Annotated in this window: 16 protein-coding genes and 1 pseudogene; 10 read left to right on the top strand and 7 right to left on the bottom strand. The window is 56.5% G+C overall.

Features of this window, described 5'->3' with window-relative positions:
* Positions 1-36 precede the first annotated feature (36 nt).
* Positions 37-1,157 (bottom strand): IS3-like element ISSen4 family transposase gene (locus BHE81_RS05005; protein WP_097732520.1). Its coding sequence is split into 2 segments (ribosomal slippage): positions 37-899 and positions 899-1,157, totalling 1,122 coding nucleotides; the frame shifts between segments, so codons are not numbered across the junction.
* Between the two features lie 740 nt (positions 1,158-1,897).
* Positions 1,898-2,620, bottom strand: coding sequence for a YagK/YfjJ domain-containing protein (locus tag BHE81_RS05000; RefSeq protein WP_023280002.1), 723 nt, complete (start codon positions 2,618-2,620; stop codon positions 1,898-1,900).
* Between the two features lie 418 nt (positions 2,621-3,038).
* Between BHE81_RS05000 and BHE81_RS04995 the strand changes: the two are divergent.
* Both BHE81_RS04995 and BHE81_RS04990 read left to right on the top strand, forming a co-directional pair.
* A pseudogene (locus BHE81_RS04995) lies at positions 3,039-3,506 on the top strand (glucose PTS transporter subunit EIIB); the annotation flags it as partial.
* Between the two features lie 51 nt (positions 3,507-3,557).
* Positions 3,558-4,730 carry a MalY/PatB family protein gene (locus BHE81_RS04990; RefSeq protein WP_004140039.1) on the top strand — a complete coding sequence of 391 codons (1,173 nt, stop codon included), beginning with the start codon at positions 3,558-3,560 and terminating at the stop codon, positions 4,728-4,730.
* Between the two features lie 13 nt (positions 4,731-4,743).
* On the opposite strand, the gene BHE81_RS04985 is transcribed toward BHE81_RS04990, so the two are convergent.
* A complete protein-coding gene (locus tag BHE81_RS04985) occupies positions 4,744-5,772 on the bottom strand; it encodes a CorA family divalent cation transporter (RefSeq protein WP_004179669.1) in 1,029 nt (342 codons plus the stop codon).
* Between the two features lie 311 nt (positions 5,773-6,083).
* On the opposite strand from BHE81_RS04985, the gene ydfZ reads away from it, so the two are divergent.
* Positions 6,084-6,287 carry a putative selenium delivery protein YdfZ gene (ydfZ, locus tag BHE81_RS04980; RefSeq protein WP_004151566.1) on the top strand — a complete coding sequence of 68 codons (204 nt, stop codon included), beginning with the start codon at positions 6,084-6,086 and terminating at the stop codon, positions 6,285-6,287.
* Positions 6,288-6,356: 69 nt separating this feature from the next.
* On the opposite strand, the gene BHE81_RS04975 is transcribed toward ydfZ, so the two are convergent.
* Positions 6,357-6,836, bottom strand: coding sequence for a hypothetical protein (locus tag BHE81_RS04975; RefSeq protein WP_004179667.1), 480 nt, complete (start codon positions 6,834-6,836; stop codon positions 6,357-6,359).
* 236 nt (positions 6,837-7,072) lie between these two features.
* Between BHE81_RS04975 and BHE81_RS04970 the strand changes: the two genes are divergently transcribed.
* The 4 genes from BHE81_RS04970 (at position 7,073) to BHE81_RS04955 (ending at position 9,611) form a co-directional block, all read left to right on the top strand.
* On the top strand, positions 7,073-7,426 hold the full coding sequence (locus BHE81_RS04970) for a DUF1304 domain-containing protein (protein ID WP_004179665.1): 354 nt from the start codon (positions 7,073-7,075) through the stop codon (positions 7,424-7,426).
* A gap of 103 nt (positions 7,427-7,529) precedes the next feature.
* Positions 7,530-8,738, top strand: coding sequence for a selenium metabolism membrane protein YedE/FdhT (gene yedE, locus BHE81_RS04965; protein ID WP_015958353.1), 1,209 nt, complete (start codon positions 7,530-7,532; stop codon positions 8,736-8,738).
* Entirely contained in the window at positions 8,735-8,968 is a 234-nt protein-coding gene (gene yedF, locus BHE81_RS04960) for a sulfurtransferase-like selenium metabolism protein YedF (RefSeq protein WP_002903233.1), read from the top strand. The genes yedE and yedF overlap by 4 nt, the downstream gene beginning before the upstream one ends.
* A 250-nt stretch (positions 8,969-9,218) precedes the next feature.
* Positions 9,219-9,611, top strand: coding sequence for a DUF1398 domain-containing protein (locus BHE81_RS04955; RefSeq protein WP_002903231.1), 393 nt, complete (start codon positions 9,219-9,221; stop codon positions 9,609-9,611).
* Positions 9,612-9,645: 34 nt separating this feature from the next.
* Here BHE81_RS04955 and BHE81_RS04950 read toward each other — a convergent pair whose 3' ends face one another.
* A complete protein-coding gene (locus BHE81_RS04950; protein ID WP_002903230.1) occupies positions 9,646-9,804 on the bottom strand; it encodes a YqaE/Pmp3 family membrane protein in 159 nt (52 codons plus the stop codon).
* Between the two features lie 282 nt (positions 9,805-10,086).
* On the opposite strand from BHE81_RS04950, the gene gap reads away from it, so the two are divergent.
* Entirely contained in the window at positions 10,087-11,085 is a 999-nt protein-coding gene (gene gap / locus BHE81_RS04945; RefSeq protein ID WP_016529461.1) for a type I glyceraldehyde-3-phosphate dehydrogenase, read from the top strand.
* Positions 11,086-11,133: 48 nt separating this feature from the next.
* On the opposite strand, the gene aldA is transcribed toward gap, so the two are convergent.
* Complete coding sequence (gene aldA, locus BHE81_RS04940; protein ID WP_004151568.1) at positions 11,134-12,573, bottom strand: aldehyde dehydrogenase; 1,440 nt, start codon at positions 12,571-12,573, stop codon at positions 11,134-11,136.
* Between aldA and BHE81_RS28070 the strand changes: the two genes are divergently transcribed.
* A complete protein-coding gene (locus tag BHE81_RS28070; RefSeq protein ID WP_032409980.1) occupies positions 12,572-12,709 on the top strand; it encodes a hypothetical protein in 138 nt (45 codons plus the stop codon). The genes aldA and BHE81_RS28070 overlap by 2 nt on opposite strands.
* Before the next feature lie 61 nt (positions 12,710-12,770).
* Here the strand turns inward: BHE81_RS28070 and BHE81_RS04935 are convergent, their stop codons facing one another.
* The gene (locus BHE81_RS04935; RefSeq protein WP_019705908.1) at positions 12,771-13,571 is read right to left on the bottom strand and encodes a YdcF family protein; all 801 of its coding nucleotides are present in this window, start codon (positions 13,569-13,571) and stop codon (positions 12,771-12,773) included.
* A gap of 380 nt (positions 13,572-13,951) precedes the next feature.
* On the opposite strand from BHE81_RS04935, the gene BHE81_RS04930 reads away from it, so the two are divergent.
* Positions 13,952-15,277, top strand: a complete 1,326-nt coding sequence (locus tag BHE81_RS04930; protein WP_023301992.1) for an MFS transporter — start codon at positions 13,952-13,954, stop codon at positions 15,275-15,277.
* The last annotated feature ends 96 nt before the right edge of the window (positions 15,278-15,373 follow it).

Here is a 15,373-nt window from a genome sequence, read left to right as displayed (position 1 = left end):
GCTGCCCTGACCTGCCCCCACGATTAGATACAACACTCAGTTAGTAACGTCGGAATCTTCATTCTCAGAATGACCCTTTCTCCAGCCCGCTGCAAATTCAGACGGTGTCTGATAATTCAGCGTGGAGTGCGGGCGGCATTCGTTATAATCCTGCCGCCAGTCATTAATAATTTTCCTGGCATGAACGATATCGCTGAACCAGTGCTCATTCAAACATTCATCGCGAAATCGTCCGTTAAAGCTCTCAATAAATCCGTTCTGCGTTGGCTTGCCCGGCTGGATTAAGCGCAACTCAACACCATGCTCAAAGGCCCATTGATCCAGTGCACGGCAAGTGAACTCCGGCCCCTGGTCAGTTCTTATCGTCGCCGGATAGCCTCGAAACAATGCAATGCTGTCCAGAATACGCGTGACCTGAACGCCTGAAATCCCAAAGGCAACAGTGACCGTCAGGCATTCCTTTGTGAAATCATCGACGCAGGTAAGACACTTGATCCTGCGACCGGTGGAAAGTGCGTCCATGACGAAATCCATCGACCAGGTCAGATTGGGCGCCGCCGGACGGAGCAGCGGCAGACGTTCTGTTGCCAGCCCTTTACGACGTCTTCTGCGTTTTACGCCCAGGCCACTGAGGTGATAAAGCCGGTACACGCGCTTATGATTAACATGAAGCCCTTCACGGCGCAGCAACTGCCAAATACGACGGTAGCCAAAACGCCTGTGCTCCAGTGCCAGCTCAGTGATGCGCCCTGATAAATGCGCATCAGCAGCCGGACGGTGAGCCTCATAGCGGCAGGTCGACAGGGATAAACCTGTAAACCTGCAGGCACGACGTTGCGACAGACCGGTCGCATCACACATCAACATCACGGCTTCCCGCTTCTGGTCTGTCGTCAGTACTTTCGCCCAAGAGCCACCTGAAGCGCCTCTTTATCCAGCATGGCTTCGGCAAGCAGCTTCTTGAGTCTGGTGTTCTCTTCCTCAAGCGACTTCAGGCGCTTAACTTCAGGCACCTCCATACCGCCATACTTCTTACGCCAGGTGTAAAACGTGGCATCGGAAATGGCATGCTTGCGGCAGAGTTCACGGGCGGGTACCCCAGCTTCGGCTTTGCGGAGAATACTGATGATCTGTTCGTCGGAAAAACGCTTCTTCATGGGGATGTCCTCATGTGGCTTATGAAGACATTACTAACATCGGGGTGTACTAATCAACGGGGAGCAGGTCAACGGAGGCTAATGCTAATACAAAAAGTGTGTTTTTCATCCTTTTTCACACAATTACATAATCTCGAATAAAATACTAATTATATCAATAGACTACACATTGCATAGAGAACTAAAGAAGGTCTTGACCGAGCAAGGAAGGTAGGTAAAAGTTAGGCGGTTGCAACAGATATTCGTAAACGACTTCTGGAAGCCAATATGAAGAGGTCTCAGCCAAGCAAAAAGTGGGATTAAGTCTTCCTACGATTAAAGGGAACTGGAACATGCATCAAGAATGACGGGCACGTTCCAACAACCCAAAAACAAGACCGCGAGCGAAGCGAGTTCCGTCAAGCGAAGCGAAGACGGATAGTTAGCGTTGATTAAAAAACATACGGAAATGTACTGTTTTTTCTATATATAAAATATAAATATTATAAACAGTACATAGTACACAGACACTCACTACGTTCGTGTCCCTCGCTGCGCTCGGAATTTTGAAGTAATGTATGAATGTATCAGCATAGCAACTATAGTTGAACTATCATGCATCTGACCGAAGCATAAAGTTAACCAGGAACAAATCATGCCTTAAAACGCTCTGAGCGAGGCTGTAAGCGATTTTCATGATATGGGTAATGCGATTGCATACCTTGGAAAGAAAAACGCGCTACGGGCTTCCTGTGCGATATTTACGAATTCAGTACTTTGCTACTCAATTTTGATGTTGAGTACATGCGCGTTCCCTTCCCTGTTTGCGCTTTACCGCGTTCTTTTGCCAGGTAAGAAAGCCAGAATACCGGACCTTCGAGTGATGAAGGATGTTCACGATGAATGACGTAGTGATCGGGATAGTCTTTAGTGGCTTTAGCCAAGTTTACCAGCGTTGCTTTACCACCTGTCAGTTTCATCCAGATTTCCGTAATAATACCAGCGATCCCTCTTTCTGGCGTTCCAAACCATCTTACCGAACGATGTGGAAGTGCAATCCAGCAATGGTAATGGGGTTGTGAAGCCTTTTCCTGTTCGCAAACCCAACCGTAAGCAAAATCGATAATAGGTTCCGATAAACCGTTATTCCCAGACCCTAGGCGGTCACGTAATCGTTTGAACAAGTTGCGTATGTATTTGTTACCTGCTTCAACAGAAGTGAACTCAGGGAGGTGGAGATCAAAACGGGTAAGGAACACTCGACTGTAGAGCTTCAGGATTGCGTTCAGTTCGTTGATTGTTGAAATAAGTATGTCATGACGAACACCAGAGCCGATTCTTGTGTTAATCCGGTATGCATGACCATCATGAACAAAGGAGTTGCCATTAATTGTTTTGTAACGTCCGTGTTCATGGTAGACGGTACGAAAACTTGTTGCCGATAAAACCGACGATTCGAATAGGGTTTGTGATTGTTGCATCATTGTTAAATTAACCTTTTTGTACTCAGAAACAGATCACACCCCCTACATAGTTACTACCTAAAACCACGGTAAAACGATGGCATTTGCGATAGCGCAAAGCCGCCTTGCATCTGACGTTGGGGATGTTTTCGAGGAGAGAAATACTACGGAACAAAGTTTACGGAAATATTTATAATAACTCATTATCATATCAGAAGGAGTGAAAGGGGGCAACGGAAATCATGCCTTGATAAAAGAGGGATGATGATTGTGTGGGGTGTTGGTAACAACGGAGAAATTCAAAGGGATTTACAATCTTGTCTTTGGCTTCCTTCCGGCATACACAGTTGAGTGGGAGCTGTAATTTTCAACATTGCAGTAACCTGATTGTTCACAGTGTACATCGGCAAATATCAATTATACCCATTACACTTCAGTGAACACCGACGGCAATATCATCGACTTCGTGGTGTTTGGCATTCTGCATGGCCTGGCCACCAAGTGGTATCTGGTGCCGGTGGTGGCGGCTATCTGGTTCGCGGTCTACTATGCCATCTTCCGCTTCGCCATCACCCGCTTCAATCTGAAAACGCCGGGCCGCGACATCGACACTGCCGCCAGCGTGGAGAAAGCCGTCGCCGGTACCATCGGCAAATCCGGGTATAACGTACCGGCGATTCTGGCGGCGCTCGGCGGCGCAGAGAACATTGTTTCGCTGGATAACTGCATTACCCGTCTGCGCCTGTCGGTGCACGATATGAGCAAAGTGGACGCCGCCGCGCTGAAAGCCCATCGCGCCATCGGGGTGGTACAGCTCAACCAGCATAATCTGCAGGTGGTTATTGGCCCGCAGGTACAGTCGGTAAAAGATGAGATGGCCACGCTGATGAATACCGTGCAGGCCTGATCCCACTAGTCCCCCTCCGCTACGGAGGGGGCGCTCGCTAAGGAAGCTCCAATGTTTGATTTTGCCACCCCTATCGATCGCCACGGCACCTGGTGCACGCAATGGGACTATGTCGCCGACCGGTTTGGCGCCGCCGATCTGCTGCCGTTCACTATTTCCGATATGGATTTCGCCACCGCGCCCTGTATTCTCGACGCCGTCAGCCAGCGGCTGGCCCACGGGGTGTTCGGCTACAGCCGCTGGCGCAACGAGGCGTTTCTCGGGGCGATTGTCCACTGGTACGCCAGCCGCTTTAACAGCGACATCGATCCGCAATCTGTGGTCTACGGACCCTCGGTTATCTACATGGTGGCGGAAACCATCCGCCAGTGGTCGAAAGAAGGCGACGGCGTCGTGGTCCACACCCCTGCCTACGATGCGTTCTATAACACCATCACCGCTAACCGGCGGCGGATTGCCCCGGTGCCATTGATCCTGAAGGATAATCGGTGGCGCTGCGATATGGACCGCCTGGAGGCGGCGCTGGCGGAGCCAAAGAATACCCTGCTGCTGCTGTGCAGCCCGCACAACCCAACGGGGAAAGTCTGGCGTCGCGAGGAGCTGGAGACCATGGCGGCCCTGTGTCAAAAACATGGCGTCAGGGTGATTAGCGACGAAATTCATATGGACATGACCTGGGGCGAACACCGCCATATCCCGTGGAGCGAGGTCGCTCATGGACCATGGGCGCTGTTCACCTCCGGTTCGAAGAGCTTCAATATTCCGGCCTTTACCGGGGCCTACGGCTTTATCCCCGAAGAGAACGAGCGCGACAGCTACCTGCAGGCGCTAAAGGGTCGCGACGGGCTCTCTTCCCCTTCCGTGCCGGCGCTGGTCGCCCATATCGCCGCCTACCGCGACGGGGCTCCCTGGCTCGATGCCCTGCGCGACTACCTGCAGGCGAATATGCGCTATGTCGCCGACACGCTCAACAACGCCTTCCCCGCGCTCTGCTGGCAGCCGCCGGAGGCCACCTACCTGGCATGGATCGACCTGCGCCCGCTCAACGTTGACGATCGCGCGCTACAGCAGGCGCTGATCGCCGAACAGAAGGTGGCGATTATGCCGGGTTATACCTATGGTCCTGAGGGCAACGGCTTTCTGCGACTCAACGTCGGCTGCCCGCGCGAGAAGCTGGAACGCGGTGTCGAAGGACTGATTGCCGCCCTGCGCAGCCTCAGCTGATTCGACGCGCAATCTACAGGTCATCGCGCCGGCGAAACGCCAGGTAACCGGCGCCGAGGGTAAAGACAGCGACAATCACCACCAGCAGGATAAACCCGTGGTGGTTGCTTGCCAGCGGGATCCCACCGACGTTCATGCCGAAGAAACCGGCGACGATGTTAATCGGCAGCGCGAGGACGGTGATCACCGTCAGGGTATAGAGGGTGCGATTGCTCTGCTCCAGCTGGCGGGCGCCAATCTCCTCCTGCAGCAGACTGATGCGCTCGATCAGGCCCGACAGATCGTTAAGCACCACGCTAAACTCTTCGGTGAACTGACGAAACGCCTGCACCACCGCGCGATCCATCCACGCCGGCGGCCGGTTAAGCAGCCGGAACATCGCCGCCGGCTCCGGCGCCAGCAGCCGCTGGAAGCGTAAAAGCATCCGCCGTAGCCGCGCCAGATCGGCCCGGTTGCGCTGCACGTGATTGCTCAGAAGACGCTCTTCAATAAGGTCAACATGGCGGCTGGCCTGGCGGACGACCTGCTCCAGCACCTCCTCCTGCTCCTCCAGCAGAAAGGCCAGCAGCTCAGTAGACGTGTTCACCCTGAGCGTCTGCAAGCGCGGCAGCATCCATTCGATAAACCGCAACGGTTTGAAGCGCGCCGTCACCACCAGCCTGGGGCTACAGTAGAGCCACAGCGTGGCGGTTTCCGCGCTGGTATCCTGCGGACGAAACAGCACATCGTTAAGCACAGCGAACAGATTTTCCCCCTGTCGCTCAATGCGGGTGGTGTGCGAGCCGCTGCGGATCTCCTCGAAGAAAAAATCGGCCACCGGAAAGTGGCTGGTTAACCATTTCTCGGCGGTGGCATGATTAAGATTCAGGTGTAACCAGATAAACGCCTTGTCATCGGCGAGCGCCTGATAGCGGGCGCAGACCTCGCCAGAGGCGATGGGCTGCGGGGGGCGCTGTTCATGAAACAAATAGCCATGCACCAGGCCGGAAACTTCACTATCAAAATCGGGCTTTAACATCTTCGCGGTGACGTCTTGACTCATGGCTCCCTCAGGACAGGCACTGGCACCGTTGATGCCCGAATAGTGCCATCTTTCGCTATTTTCCGCGGGCTGGCAAGGTTAATAATCTGGTCATAAAACAGTAACCTGGCTGACATATGACGGACAGTATCACGCTTCATCCCCTCGCCGCGCAGGCGATGCGATGGAGGCGAACATAAGGTCTTCTTGCCTTTATGCTCAGGTGGTTATTAAAATAAATTTGATTATCCTCAAAACTTTTTTAGGCAGAAAGCGGTATTAATTTGCGCGCTTAATCATTGCTTTCACCCAGGTTTATTGAGGAGGAGACCATGAAAACCTATGACCGTAATCGTAACGCTATTGCTACCGGCAGCATGGTAATGATCGCCGGTAACGGGACGACGGGCGTGATTAAAGCTATCCATGGCGAGGGGAAAACCGCTGAGCAGCTGCGCCGGGCGGACTGCGTTGAAATCGACGGCTGCGAGGGCCGCTTCTGCCCGTTGGATCTGATCCGTCTCGGCTTCCATTAATTCCTGCCGCCAGGTCATCAGTATCAGGCCACCTGTGGTGGCCTGCTCTTTTCCCGGGTAATAAAGCGTCTAGCGAAAGCTCCACTGAACACTCATCACAAAGATCGCCGGCACAATAATGCCGCCTTCCACACCGAAATAATCGGTGAAATTATATTGCAGGCCATGATAGAGGTAGGGCGAAAAACCGATGCCGGTGATTTTTTTGGCGGTGCGGTAGGTGCCGGAATCCCCACAGTGGCTGAAGGCATCAAAGAAAAATTCCCCGGTATAGGCATACACCCCTTTCAGTACCCAGCCGGTATCGTTTTTCAGCCAGTCGCGGCGCACGCCGAGAGTCAGGCAACGATCGTCAAAGCTGTTTTTCATCGTTCCGACCAGCACGCTGTATTTTGAATCCTGAGAAAACTTGCGCTCCACCGAGAAAAAGTTGTTATTGAAATGTTCGTTATATTGTCCGTGGTTACCCGTCATATGATAGACATAGGAACCGGTATTCATCGAATAGAGGTTTAATTCCCCGGCCTGCGCCGACGGCATGGCAACCATTAGTAGCCCTGATAACAAAATCCATAATTTATTTACCATTCAGTAACCTATGCCATACCCGTAAAAAGAACCCGGCATGCTAGCACCGCTTAGCTAAACCAAAGGGCAATCAGATAAACCGGCGCTCTTCGCGGCGGGAAAATATGACGCTATCTGCACTATAGCAGTCGTCCTCTCGCCTGGTGAGCGCCTGCGGTTATACTGGAGAAACATTCCCCTAATCGTTAAGGACCGCTGTGTTAGCCACTCTCCTCGTTGCGCTGGTCGCTATTATTCATCTCGCCATCCTGGTGCTGGAGATGTTTCTCTGGGAAGGCTCCGCCGGGCGCCGGGCCTTTAACCTCAGCGCCGATTTCGCCCGGCAGACCCGGGTGCTGGCGGCCAACCAGGGCTTGTATAACGGCTTTCTGGCCGCCGGCCTGGCATGGGGGCTGTGGCTGGGGGCGCCGGGGGTGCAGGTGGTTATCTTTTTCCTGGCCTGCGTGCTGGCCGCCGGGATTTTCGGCGCGCTGACCGCCAGCCGCAAAATTCTCTATATTCAGGCGCTGCCCGCGCTGCTGGCGCTGGTTGCCGTGCTGACGCAAGCGTAGGGCCTTGATCCAAAACAGAGAAAGCAGGCGCTAAGGCGGGTACTATTTGCCCCCTTTGGTCGGTCATCGACCGTTAATACCTTCTGAGTTCAGAGGCATTTTTATGACATGGCAATCCTTCAAACAGGCCTGGCTTATCCGGTTCTGGTCTCCTGTCCCGGCGGTCATTGCCGCGGGCATTCTCTCTACCTACTATTTTGGCATCACCGGCACCTTCTGGGCGGTGACCGGCGAATTCACCCGCTGGGGTGGTCAGCTGCTGCAGCTGCTGGGCGTCCACAGCGAACAGTGGGGCTATTACCAGCTGATACATCTCGAAGGGTCGCCGCTGACCCGCATCGATGGCAGGATGATCATCGGCATGTTCGGCGGCTGCCTGGCCGCCGCGCTGTGGGCGAATAACGTCAAACTGCGCTTGCCACGCAGCCGGATCCGCATTGCGCAGGCCGTGGCGGGCGGCATCATCGCCGGGTTCGGCGCACGGCTGGCGATGGGCTGCAACCTGGCGGCCTTCTTCACCGGCATTCCGCAGTTCTCCCTGCACGCCTGGCTGTTTGCCATCGCCACCGCCATCGGCTCCTGGTTTGGCGCCCGCTTCACGCTGCTGCCCCTTTTTCGCATCCCGGTAAAAATACAAAAGGTGTCCACCGCCTCGCCGTTAACCCAAAAACCGCAGCAGGCGCGCCGCCGTTTCCGCCTGGGGATGGTGGTCTTTTTCGCCATGATCGGCTGGGGCCTGCTCACCGCCGCAGACCACCCGGCGCTCGGCCTGGCGATGCTGTTTGGCATTGCCTTTGGCCTGCTTATTGAGCGCGCGCAGATCTGCTTTACCTCCGCCTTTCGCGATATGTGGATCACCGGCCGGACGGTGATGGCGAAGGCGATTATCTTCGGCATGGCGGCGAGCGCCATCGGTATCTTCAGCTATGTGCAATTGGGGATGGCGCCGAAAATTATGTGGGCCGGTCCTAATGCGGCGATTGGCGGGCTACTATTTGGCTTTGGCATCGTGCTGGCCGGCGGCTGTGAGACCGGCTGGATGTACCGGGCGGTGGAGGGCCAGGTTCACTACTGGTGGGTTGGGCTGGGCAACGTCATCGGCTCAACGCTGCTCGCCTGGTGCTGGGACGATATCGCCGCCCCGCTCGCCACCCACTGGCAGAAAGTCAACCTGCTGAACGCCTTCGGTCCCTTTGGCGGACTACTGGCCACCTATCTACTGCTGCTGATCGCCCTGCTGCTGGTGATCGCCTGGGAGAGACATTTTTTCCGCCGCCAGGCGGCGGTCCGGACCGTGAAGGAGAGCGCATGAAAAACATCATCCCTGATTATCGCCTGGATATGGTCGGCGAACCCTGCCCGTATCCGGCGGTCGCTACCCTGGAGGCAATGCCTTCCCTGCAAAAAGGCGAGATCCTCGAAGTGGTCAGCGACTGTCCGCAGTCGATCAATAACATTCCGCTTGATGCAAGGAACCACGGCTACACGGTGCTGGATATTCAACAGGATGGCCCAACCATTCGCTATTTGATCCAGAAGTAGCGCCGTTTTCCCGTCGGCGGCCTTCCCCGCCGGCGCTTGTCTCCTCGTTCCCGCCTCGCCGTTCGCTTACGCATCGCTGACCAGGTAGCCAAACGATTGCAATAGATTGTAACACTTGAAACCGTGTTCCAGTTACGCAATAACCATTAATATAACGCGCCTATATTATTAAAATGCGAATAAGTTATTTAGTGAATGGTTTCTGCCGCTATCGGCCAAAGCCGCACACAGCGACACGATAAGGATCGAAATGGAACTGCTGGTCAGGCTGGGTCATTTTTTTGAGCAAGCGCGTTCTGACGCCGACTATGCCACCTTCGCCAATGAACTGCGTCGGCATAAGGTCTCCTACTACATCTATTTTGTTTCCACCGGCAATATGAATTTCGTAATGGCAAACGACGAGGTGGTCTCGGTAAAAAGCGCCCGCGGGCTGCTGCGCGTTCGCGCTGAGGCCAGCCATTGTCTGACCAGGGCCGCCGTTATCCGCCACTTTGCCCGGGCCATTAACTTTGAACAGTACTGCCGGGATCTCGCCAGCGCCGGGGTGTTTAAGTGGATCGTCGATCTGGAAGAGGAGACCCGGCACTACTGGTCGAAGGATAATACGCTGTTATATAAAGAGTGCCTGATGCCCCCCTGAACCGGTCTCAGGGGGAGGCGGCGAGGGTCAGCCTTTAATCGCGGGTCTGCACCCAAAAGGCGTGGATCAGGCCAGGAATATAGCCCAGCAGGGTCAAAATGATATTGAGAATAAACGCCCAGCCGAAGCCTTTTCCCAGCAGCACACCCAGCGGCGGCAGAATGATAGTGAAAACGATTCTCCAGAATCCCATAACCTCTCCCTTCGTCTAACGTCAATTTTTTACTAAGCTATTCAATAGTTAAGCATAGACGCTTTTCGTCGTTTCGCCAGCAGGCAGCCCCCTCATCTCTGGTAACAAAAATCATTCCCTGCCGTCACGGGCAAAAAAGACCGGGAAAACATTCACTTTTCCCCTCTCCGGCCCGCAGGCCCTGGCATAGCGCACAGATTGTCAGTTGACCAATCAGGGGGACAGGGCTAAGCCTGGAGGAGTTTCATCACATCGAGTCGTTTTACCAACCGGAGAATATCCATGAGTAAACTTGGGATTAATGGATTTGGTCGTATCGGACGTCTGGTGTTACGTCGTTTATTAGAAGTCGACAGCAGCCTGGAAGTGGTAGCTATCAACGACCTCACTTCGCCAAAGGTGCTGGCCTACCTGTTGAAGCATGATTCAAACTACGGCCCCTTCCCGTGGAGCGTCGACTTTACCGAAGATGCGCTGATCGTCAACGGCAAAACCATTACGGTGTATGCCGAAAAAGAGGCGCAGCATATTCCATGGCAGGCGGCAGGCGCCGAGGTGATTGTGGAGTGTACCGGGTTCTACACCTCGGCCGAGAAATCGCAAGCCCATCTCCAGGCCGGCGCGCGCAAAGTGCTGATTTCCGCCCCCGCCGGCGAGATGAAAACCATCGTCTACAACGTCAACGATGACACCCTGACCCCGGATGACACCATCATCTCCGTGGCCTCCTGCACCACCAACTGCCTGGCGCCGATGGCCAAAGTTCTGCAGGATGCCTTCGGCATCACCGTAGGCACCATGACCACCATCCACGCCTATACCGGCACCCAGTCGCTGGTGGACGGGCCGCGCGGAAAAGATCTGCGCGCCTCCAGGGCGGCGGCGGAAAACGTTATCCCGCACACTACCGGCGCGGCAAAAGCCATTGGCCTGGTGATCCCTGCCCTGAGCGGTAAGCTTAAAGGCCATGCCCAGCGCGTACCGACCAAAACCGGCTCAGTGACGGAGCTGGTATCGGTGCTGGAGAAAAAGGTGACTGCGGAGGAGGTCAATCAGGCGATGAGGCAGGCGGCCGAGGGTAACGAATCCTTTGGTTACACCGAAGAGGAGATCGTCTCTTCCGATATCATCGGCAGCCATTTCGGTTCGATCTACGATGCTACCCAGCTGGAGATTGTGGAGGCCGGCGGCGTACAGCTGGTGAAAACCGTCGCCTGGTACGATAACGAATACGGCTTTGTCACCCAACTGATCCGCGTGCTGGAGAAATTTGCCCGCTAAGTGAACGGCGGACAGCCTGCGCTGTCCGCCGGTTCTGTGTGGAGTGCCTCAGGCCTGCAGATAGACCACCTGGGTCTGCAGGTACTCATTCAGGCCGTGGCGGCCATCTGCGCCGCCGATCCCCGACTTACGCCAGCCGGCGTGGAACCCCTGCATCGCCTCAAAGTTCTCACGGTTGATATAGGTTTCGCCAAACTTCAGTCCCTTAATCGCTTTCATCGCCACGTTCAGATCGCGGGTATAGATTGAGGAGGTCAGGCCATAATCGCTGTCATTGGCCATCGCCAGCGCCTCATCGAGGGTCGAAAAGGCCACCACCGGCAGCACCGGACCGAAGGTTTCCTCATGGATAATGTCCATCTCCTGACGTACATCCAGCAGCAGGGTCGGCGGATAAAAATAGCCTTTGCCCTCCAGCGGCTGACCGCCCAGCGCCACCCGCGCCCCCTGCGCCACCGCCTTCGCCACTTTGCCCGCCACCTGGTCCCGCGCCGCCGCGTTGATCAGCGGCCCCATCGCGATGTCATCTCGCGTCGCCGGGTCGCCAAACTGGACGGCCTTCATCGCCTCACCGAGGCGGTTGACGAAGCGGTCGTATATTCCCTGCTGAACATAGACCCGCTCGACGCAGTTACACACCTGCCCGGTGTTAATCACCCGCGAGTCCACTACCGCTTTCACCGCCAGCTCCAGATCCGCATCATCCATTACAATGGCAGGCGCTTTGCCGCCGAGCTCGAGGCACACTTTGGTGATATTTTTCGCCGCAGCGGCCATAATTTTTTCTCCCGCCGCCACGCTGCCGGTCATGCTGACCATCGCCACCTTCGGATTGCCGGCCAGCTCCTGGCCAACGGTTTCTCCGCGGCCAAGCACAAGGTTAAAGACCCCTTTCGGCAACCCAACCTGATGGACAATCTCGGCAAAGGCGATGGCATTATTGGGCGTAAATTCGCTGGGCTTAATGACAATGGTATTTCCAGTGATCAGAGCCGGCGCCAGCTTGCGGGCGATAAGAAAGAACGGGAAGTTCCACGGCAGGATCCCGGTGGTCACCCCCAGCGCGCGTTTAAAGACAAGGATATTCTCCCCCGGGCGATCGCTCTGCACGATCTCACCTTCGTAACGGCGCGCCCATTCTGCCATATAGTCGAGATAGTCCGCGGTGAACGCAACCTCCACCGCCGCCAGCTGCTGGATCTTGCCGCCTTCAGCGACAATCAGCCCGGCGATCTCGTCGGCACGCTGGCGGATACCGGCGGCAATTTTGCGCAGCCAGCCCGCACGCTCAATGGCCGGCAGCGCTTCCCAGCCGGGCTGGGCGCGCTCGGCGGCGTCAATCGCCAGCCGCGCCTCTTCGGCAGTCCCGTCCGGGATCCGCGACAGCAGCGCTTCGGTCGCCGGGTTAAGCACGTCGATCCAGCCGTCGCCGCGACCGGAAACGAACTGGCCATCAATATACATCGGGTGTTGAACGGGTGCTGTCATGGCTGCTCCTGTGGTGCATTTGTATTTAACAGGTGAGTTTTTTGTTAAATATCGGGCGGATAAGCCGCTGTTCGGCAGCACATTGACGCAGTTCTGTGAGCTGATTCATAAAAACGGGCCAAAAATGCCCGCTTGAGGTTACATTTTAATAACACAAATTGCCCGTTTGCGACGAATCTGCCGTAAACGGGCATTTTTCAGCCGAGGGTGCGGGCCTGCAGCGCCCCGGCAAGCTGGGCGTCCTCCCGCAGCTGTCGCCAGGCGTCGAGGATCTCCGGCGGGAAGGTGACATGGCTGATGAAGTCTTTTCCCCGCGGACCGTACCCTTCAGGGGTATCCTGCAGGCGCGGCAGCTCGCCCAGCAGCAGCGCCAGGTAGCGGGTGACCGGCCAGAGCCCCGCTCCGCCGCCCGCGAACCCCAGTTGGCCATCGGTTTGCTCCAGCACCGGCGAGCAGCCGGGAAAGCTCAACCACTGCGGCGGCGTCGTCGCCCCCTGCCAGACGCGGGCGAAGGTAGCCATGGTTCGCCGCTGCATAGTCGGGTCCTGAATGACGATCCCGCGACGATGGGCGAGCCCCCGGCTCTCCAGCGTGGTCCGGGTAAAACGGGCGTTCTCACCGCAGTTGGTTGACTGGTCCTCCACCACCAGCCGCGAATGGGGGATGTGCCAGTAGTCATGAGCAATGTCGGCCAGAACATGCGCTTCGGGGCGGCCATCCACCGGCAACCTACGGTAACGGGGATCCTGGCGCACCGCCTCGTAGAGATAGCCCGTAGAATGTCCCACGCCGCCGCTGATCAGCAGCGGGACCGCCTGCGCCGCCGCCAGACGGCAGGCGGCGTCGATGGTTGGGATCACGGCGTTGCCGGCCAGCACTACCACGTCCACCTGCGGCAGCGCGGGTAGCGTCGCCAGATCGTCCTGCGCCAGCCAGGCGCCGACCTGGTTAGCCGCCGCCAGCGTCGCTGCCGACAGCGGAGGAAATTGTTCTGCCATTCTGTCTCCTTAATCCTCTCTCAGCCGAGCGGAGAGGATGCTTTCGCTATCATAAACGCCGCCTGCCGGGAGGCATAGCGGCGTCGATTTGTAACCATTTTGAAATAACAAGAAACATCTAAAAACAGGCGGGTTGCACCTGAACAACTCACTATGAAAATAACAAAAAACAGCAAAATCAGGTGGAAAATAAAAAATAGCGTCGCGGTTATACCAGTTCAAAGCGCGCCATAACGCCCAGTTTGCCAGCGATACACTTGCCAATTGTAACCTTCAACCCTAAGTTGCTTAACAATTACACAACCTTTTCACATCAGGTTGCACCCTGCTCGTACAGAGTGACACCTGACCTATCTACCGTGGCGGGAGAACGTTTCGTAATGAGCAATCCACAAGACAACACTGCATCCATTCTGCAGAAAAACAAGAAGGTACTGATCGCGAGCCTGACAGGCAGCGCCATCGAATGGTTCGATTATTTTCTCTATGGCACCGCCGCCGCGCTGGTGTTCAACAAAATCTTCTTTCCGATGGTCGACCCGGTTATCGGCCTGATCCTCTCCTGGCTCTCCTTCTCGCTGACGTTTTTTATCCGCCCCATCGGCGGCGTGATTTTCGCCCATATCGGCGATCGCATCGGCCGCAAGAAGACGCTGGTGCTGACCCTGTCGCTGATGGGCAGCGCCACGGTGGCGATCGGCCTGCTGCCCACCTACGAGATGGTGGGCCTCTGGGCGCCGGCCCTGCTGATTATCCTGCGCATTATTCAGGGCATGGGTATCGGCGGCGAATGGGGCGGCGCGCTGCTGCTGGCCTATGAATACGCGCCGGAAAAGCGGAAAGGCTTTTTCGGCAGCATTCCCCAGGCCGGGGTGACCATCGGCATGTTGATGGCGACATTTATCGTCTCGCTGATGACGCTGTTCGATGAGGCGCAGTTTCTCGCCTGGGGCTGGCGCATACCGTTCCTGCTCAGCTCCGTCCTCGTTTTTCTCGGCCTGTGGATCCGCAAAGATATCGACGAAACGCCCGCCTTTAAGCAGGTGAAAAAATCCGGCCAGGTGGCGAAGGCCCCGCTGCGCGATACGCTCAAGCACCACTGGCGGGAAGTGCTGATCGCCGCCGGCCTGAAAGTGGTGGAGACCGCCCCCTTCTATATCTTCTCCACCTTTGTGGTCAGCTACGCCACCACCACCCTGAGCTATCAGAAGTCGCAGGCGCTGGAATCCGTGACCCTGGGCGCGTTGGTGGCCACCGTGATGATCCCGCTGATGGGGCTGCTGTCAGACAAGGTGGGTCGGCAAAAGATGTACACCCTGAGCGTGGTGCTGCTGGGGCTGTTTATCGTCCCGTGGTTCCTGCTGCTCGACACCGGCACCGGCTGGGGCATCATGCTGGCGACGATCGTTGCCTTCGGCATCCTGTGGGCGCCGGTAACCGCGGTGCTCGGCACCCTGTGCTCTGAGATTTTCAGCGCCAATGTGCGCTATACCGGGATCACCCTCGGCTACCAGCTGGGCGCCGCGCTGGCCGGGGGAACCGCGCCGCTTATCGCCACCGGTCTGCTGGCAAAATATGACGGTGACTGGCGGCCGGTGGCCATTTATCTGGGCGTTACGGTGGCGATTTCGCTCCTGGCGATATTCTGCGCCAGCCGGATGAAGTCCGCGCTGAGCACGGCCCCCTCCCGGGCGGAAAGCGCCTGACCGCCGCCCGCCAGGGCTACTACGGCGCCGACTATCCCGCCCGGCGGCGCTGCGCTTGCGCGGGCCTGGGGGGATCGCGCCGCGGGGGAAACCGCT

Origin of the sequence: Klebsiella sp. AqSCr, assembly GCF_008452795.1 — a bacterium.
In the GTDB taxonomy this organism is placed as follows: Bacteria; Pseudomonadota; Gammaproteobacteria; order Enterobacterales; family Enterobacteriaceae; genus Klebsiella; species Klebsiella pneumoniae.
The sequence above is the reverse complement of the archived record's forward strand: the minus strand, read 5'-3'. Positions and strand labels throughout refer to the sequence as shown.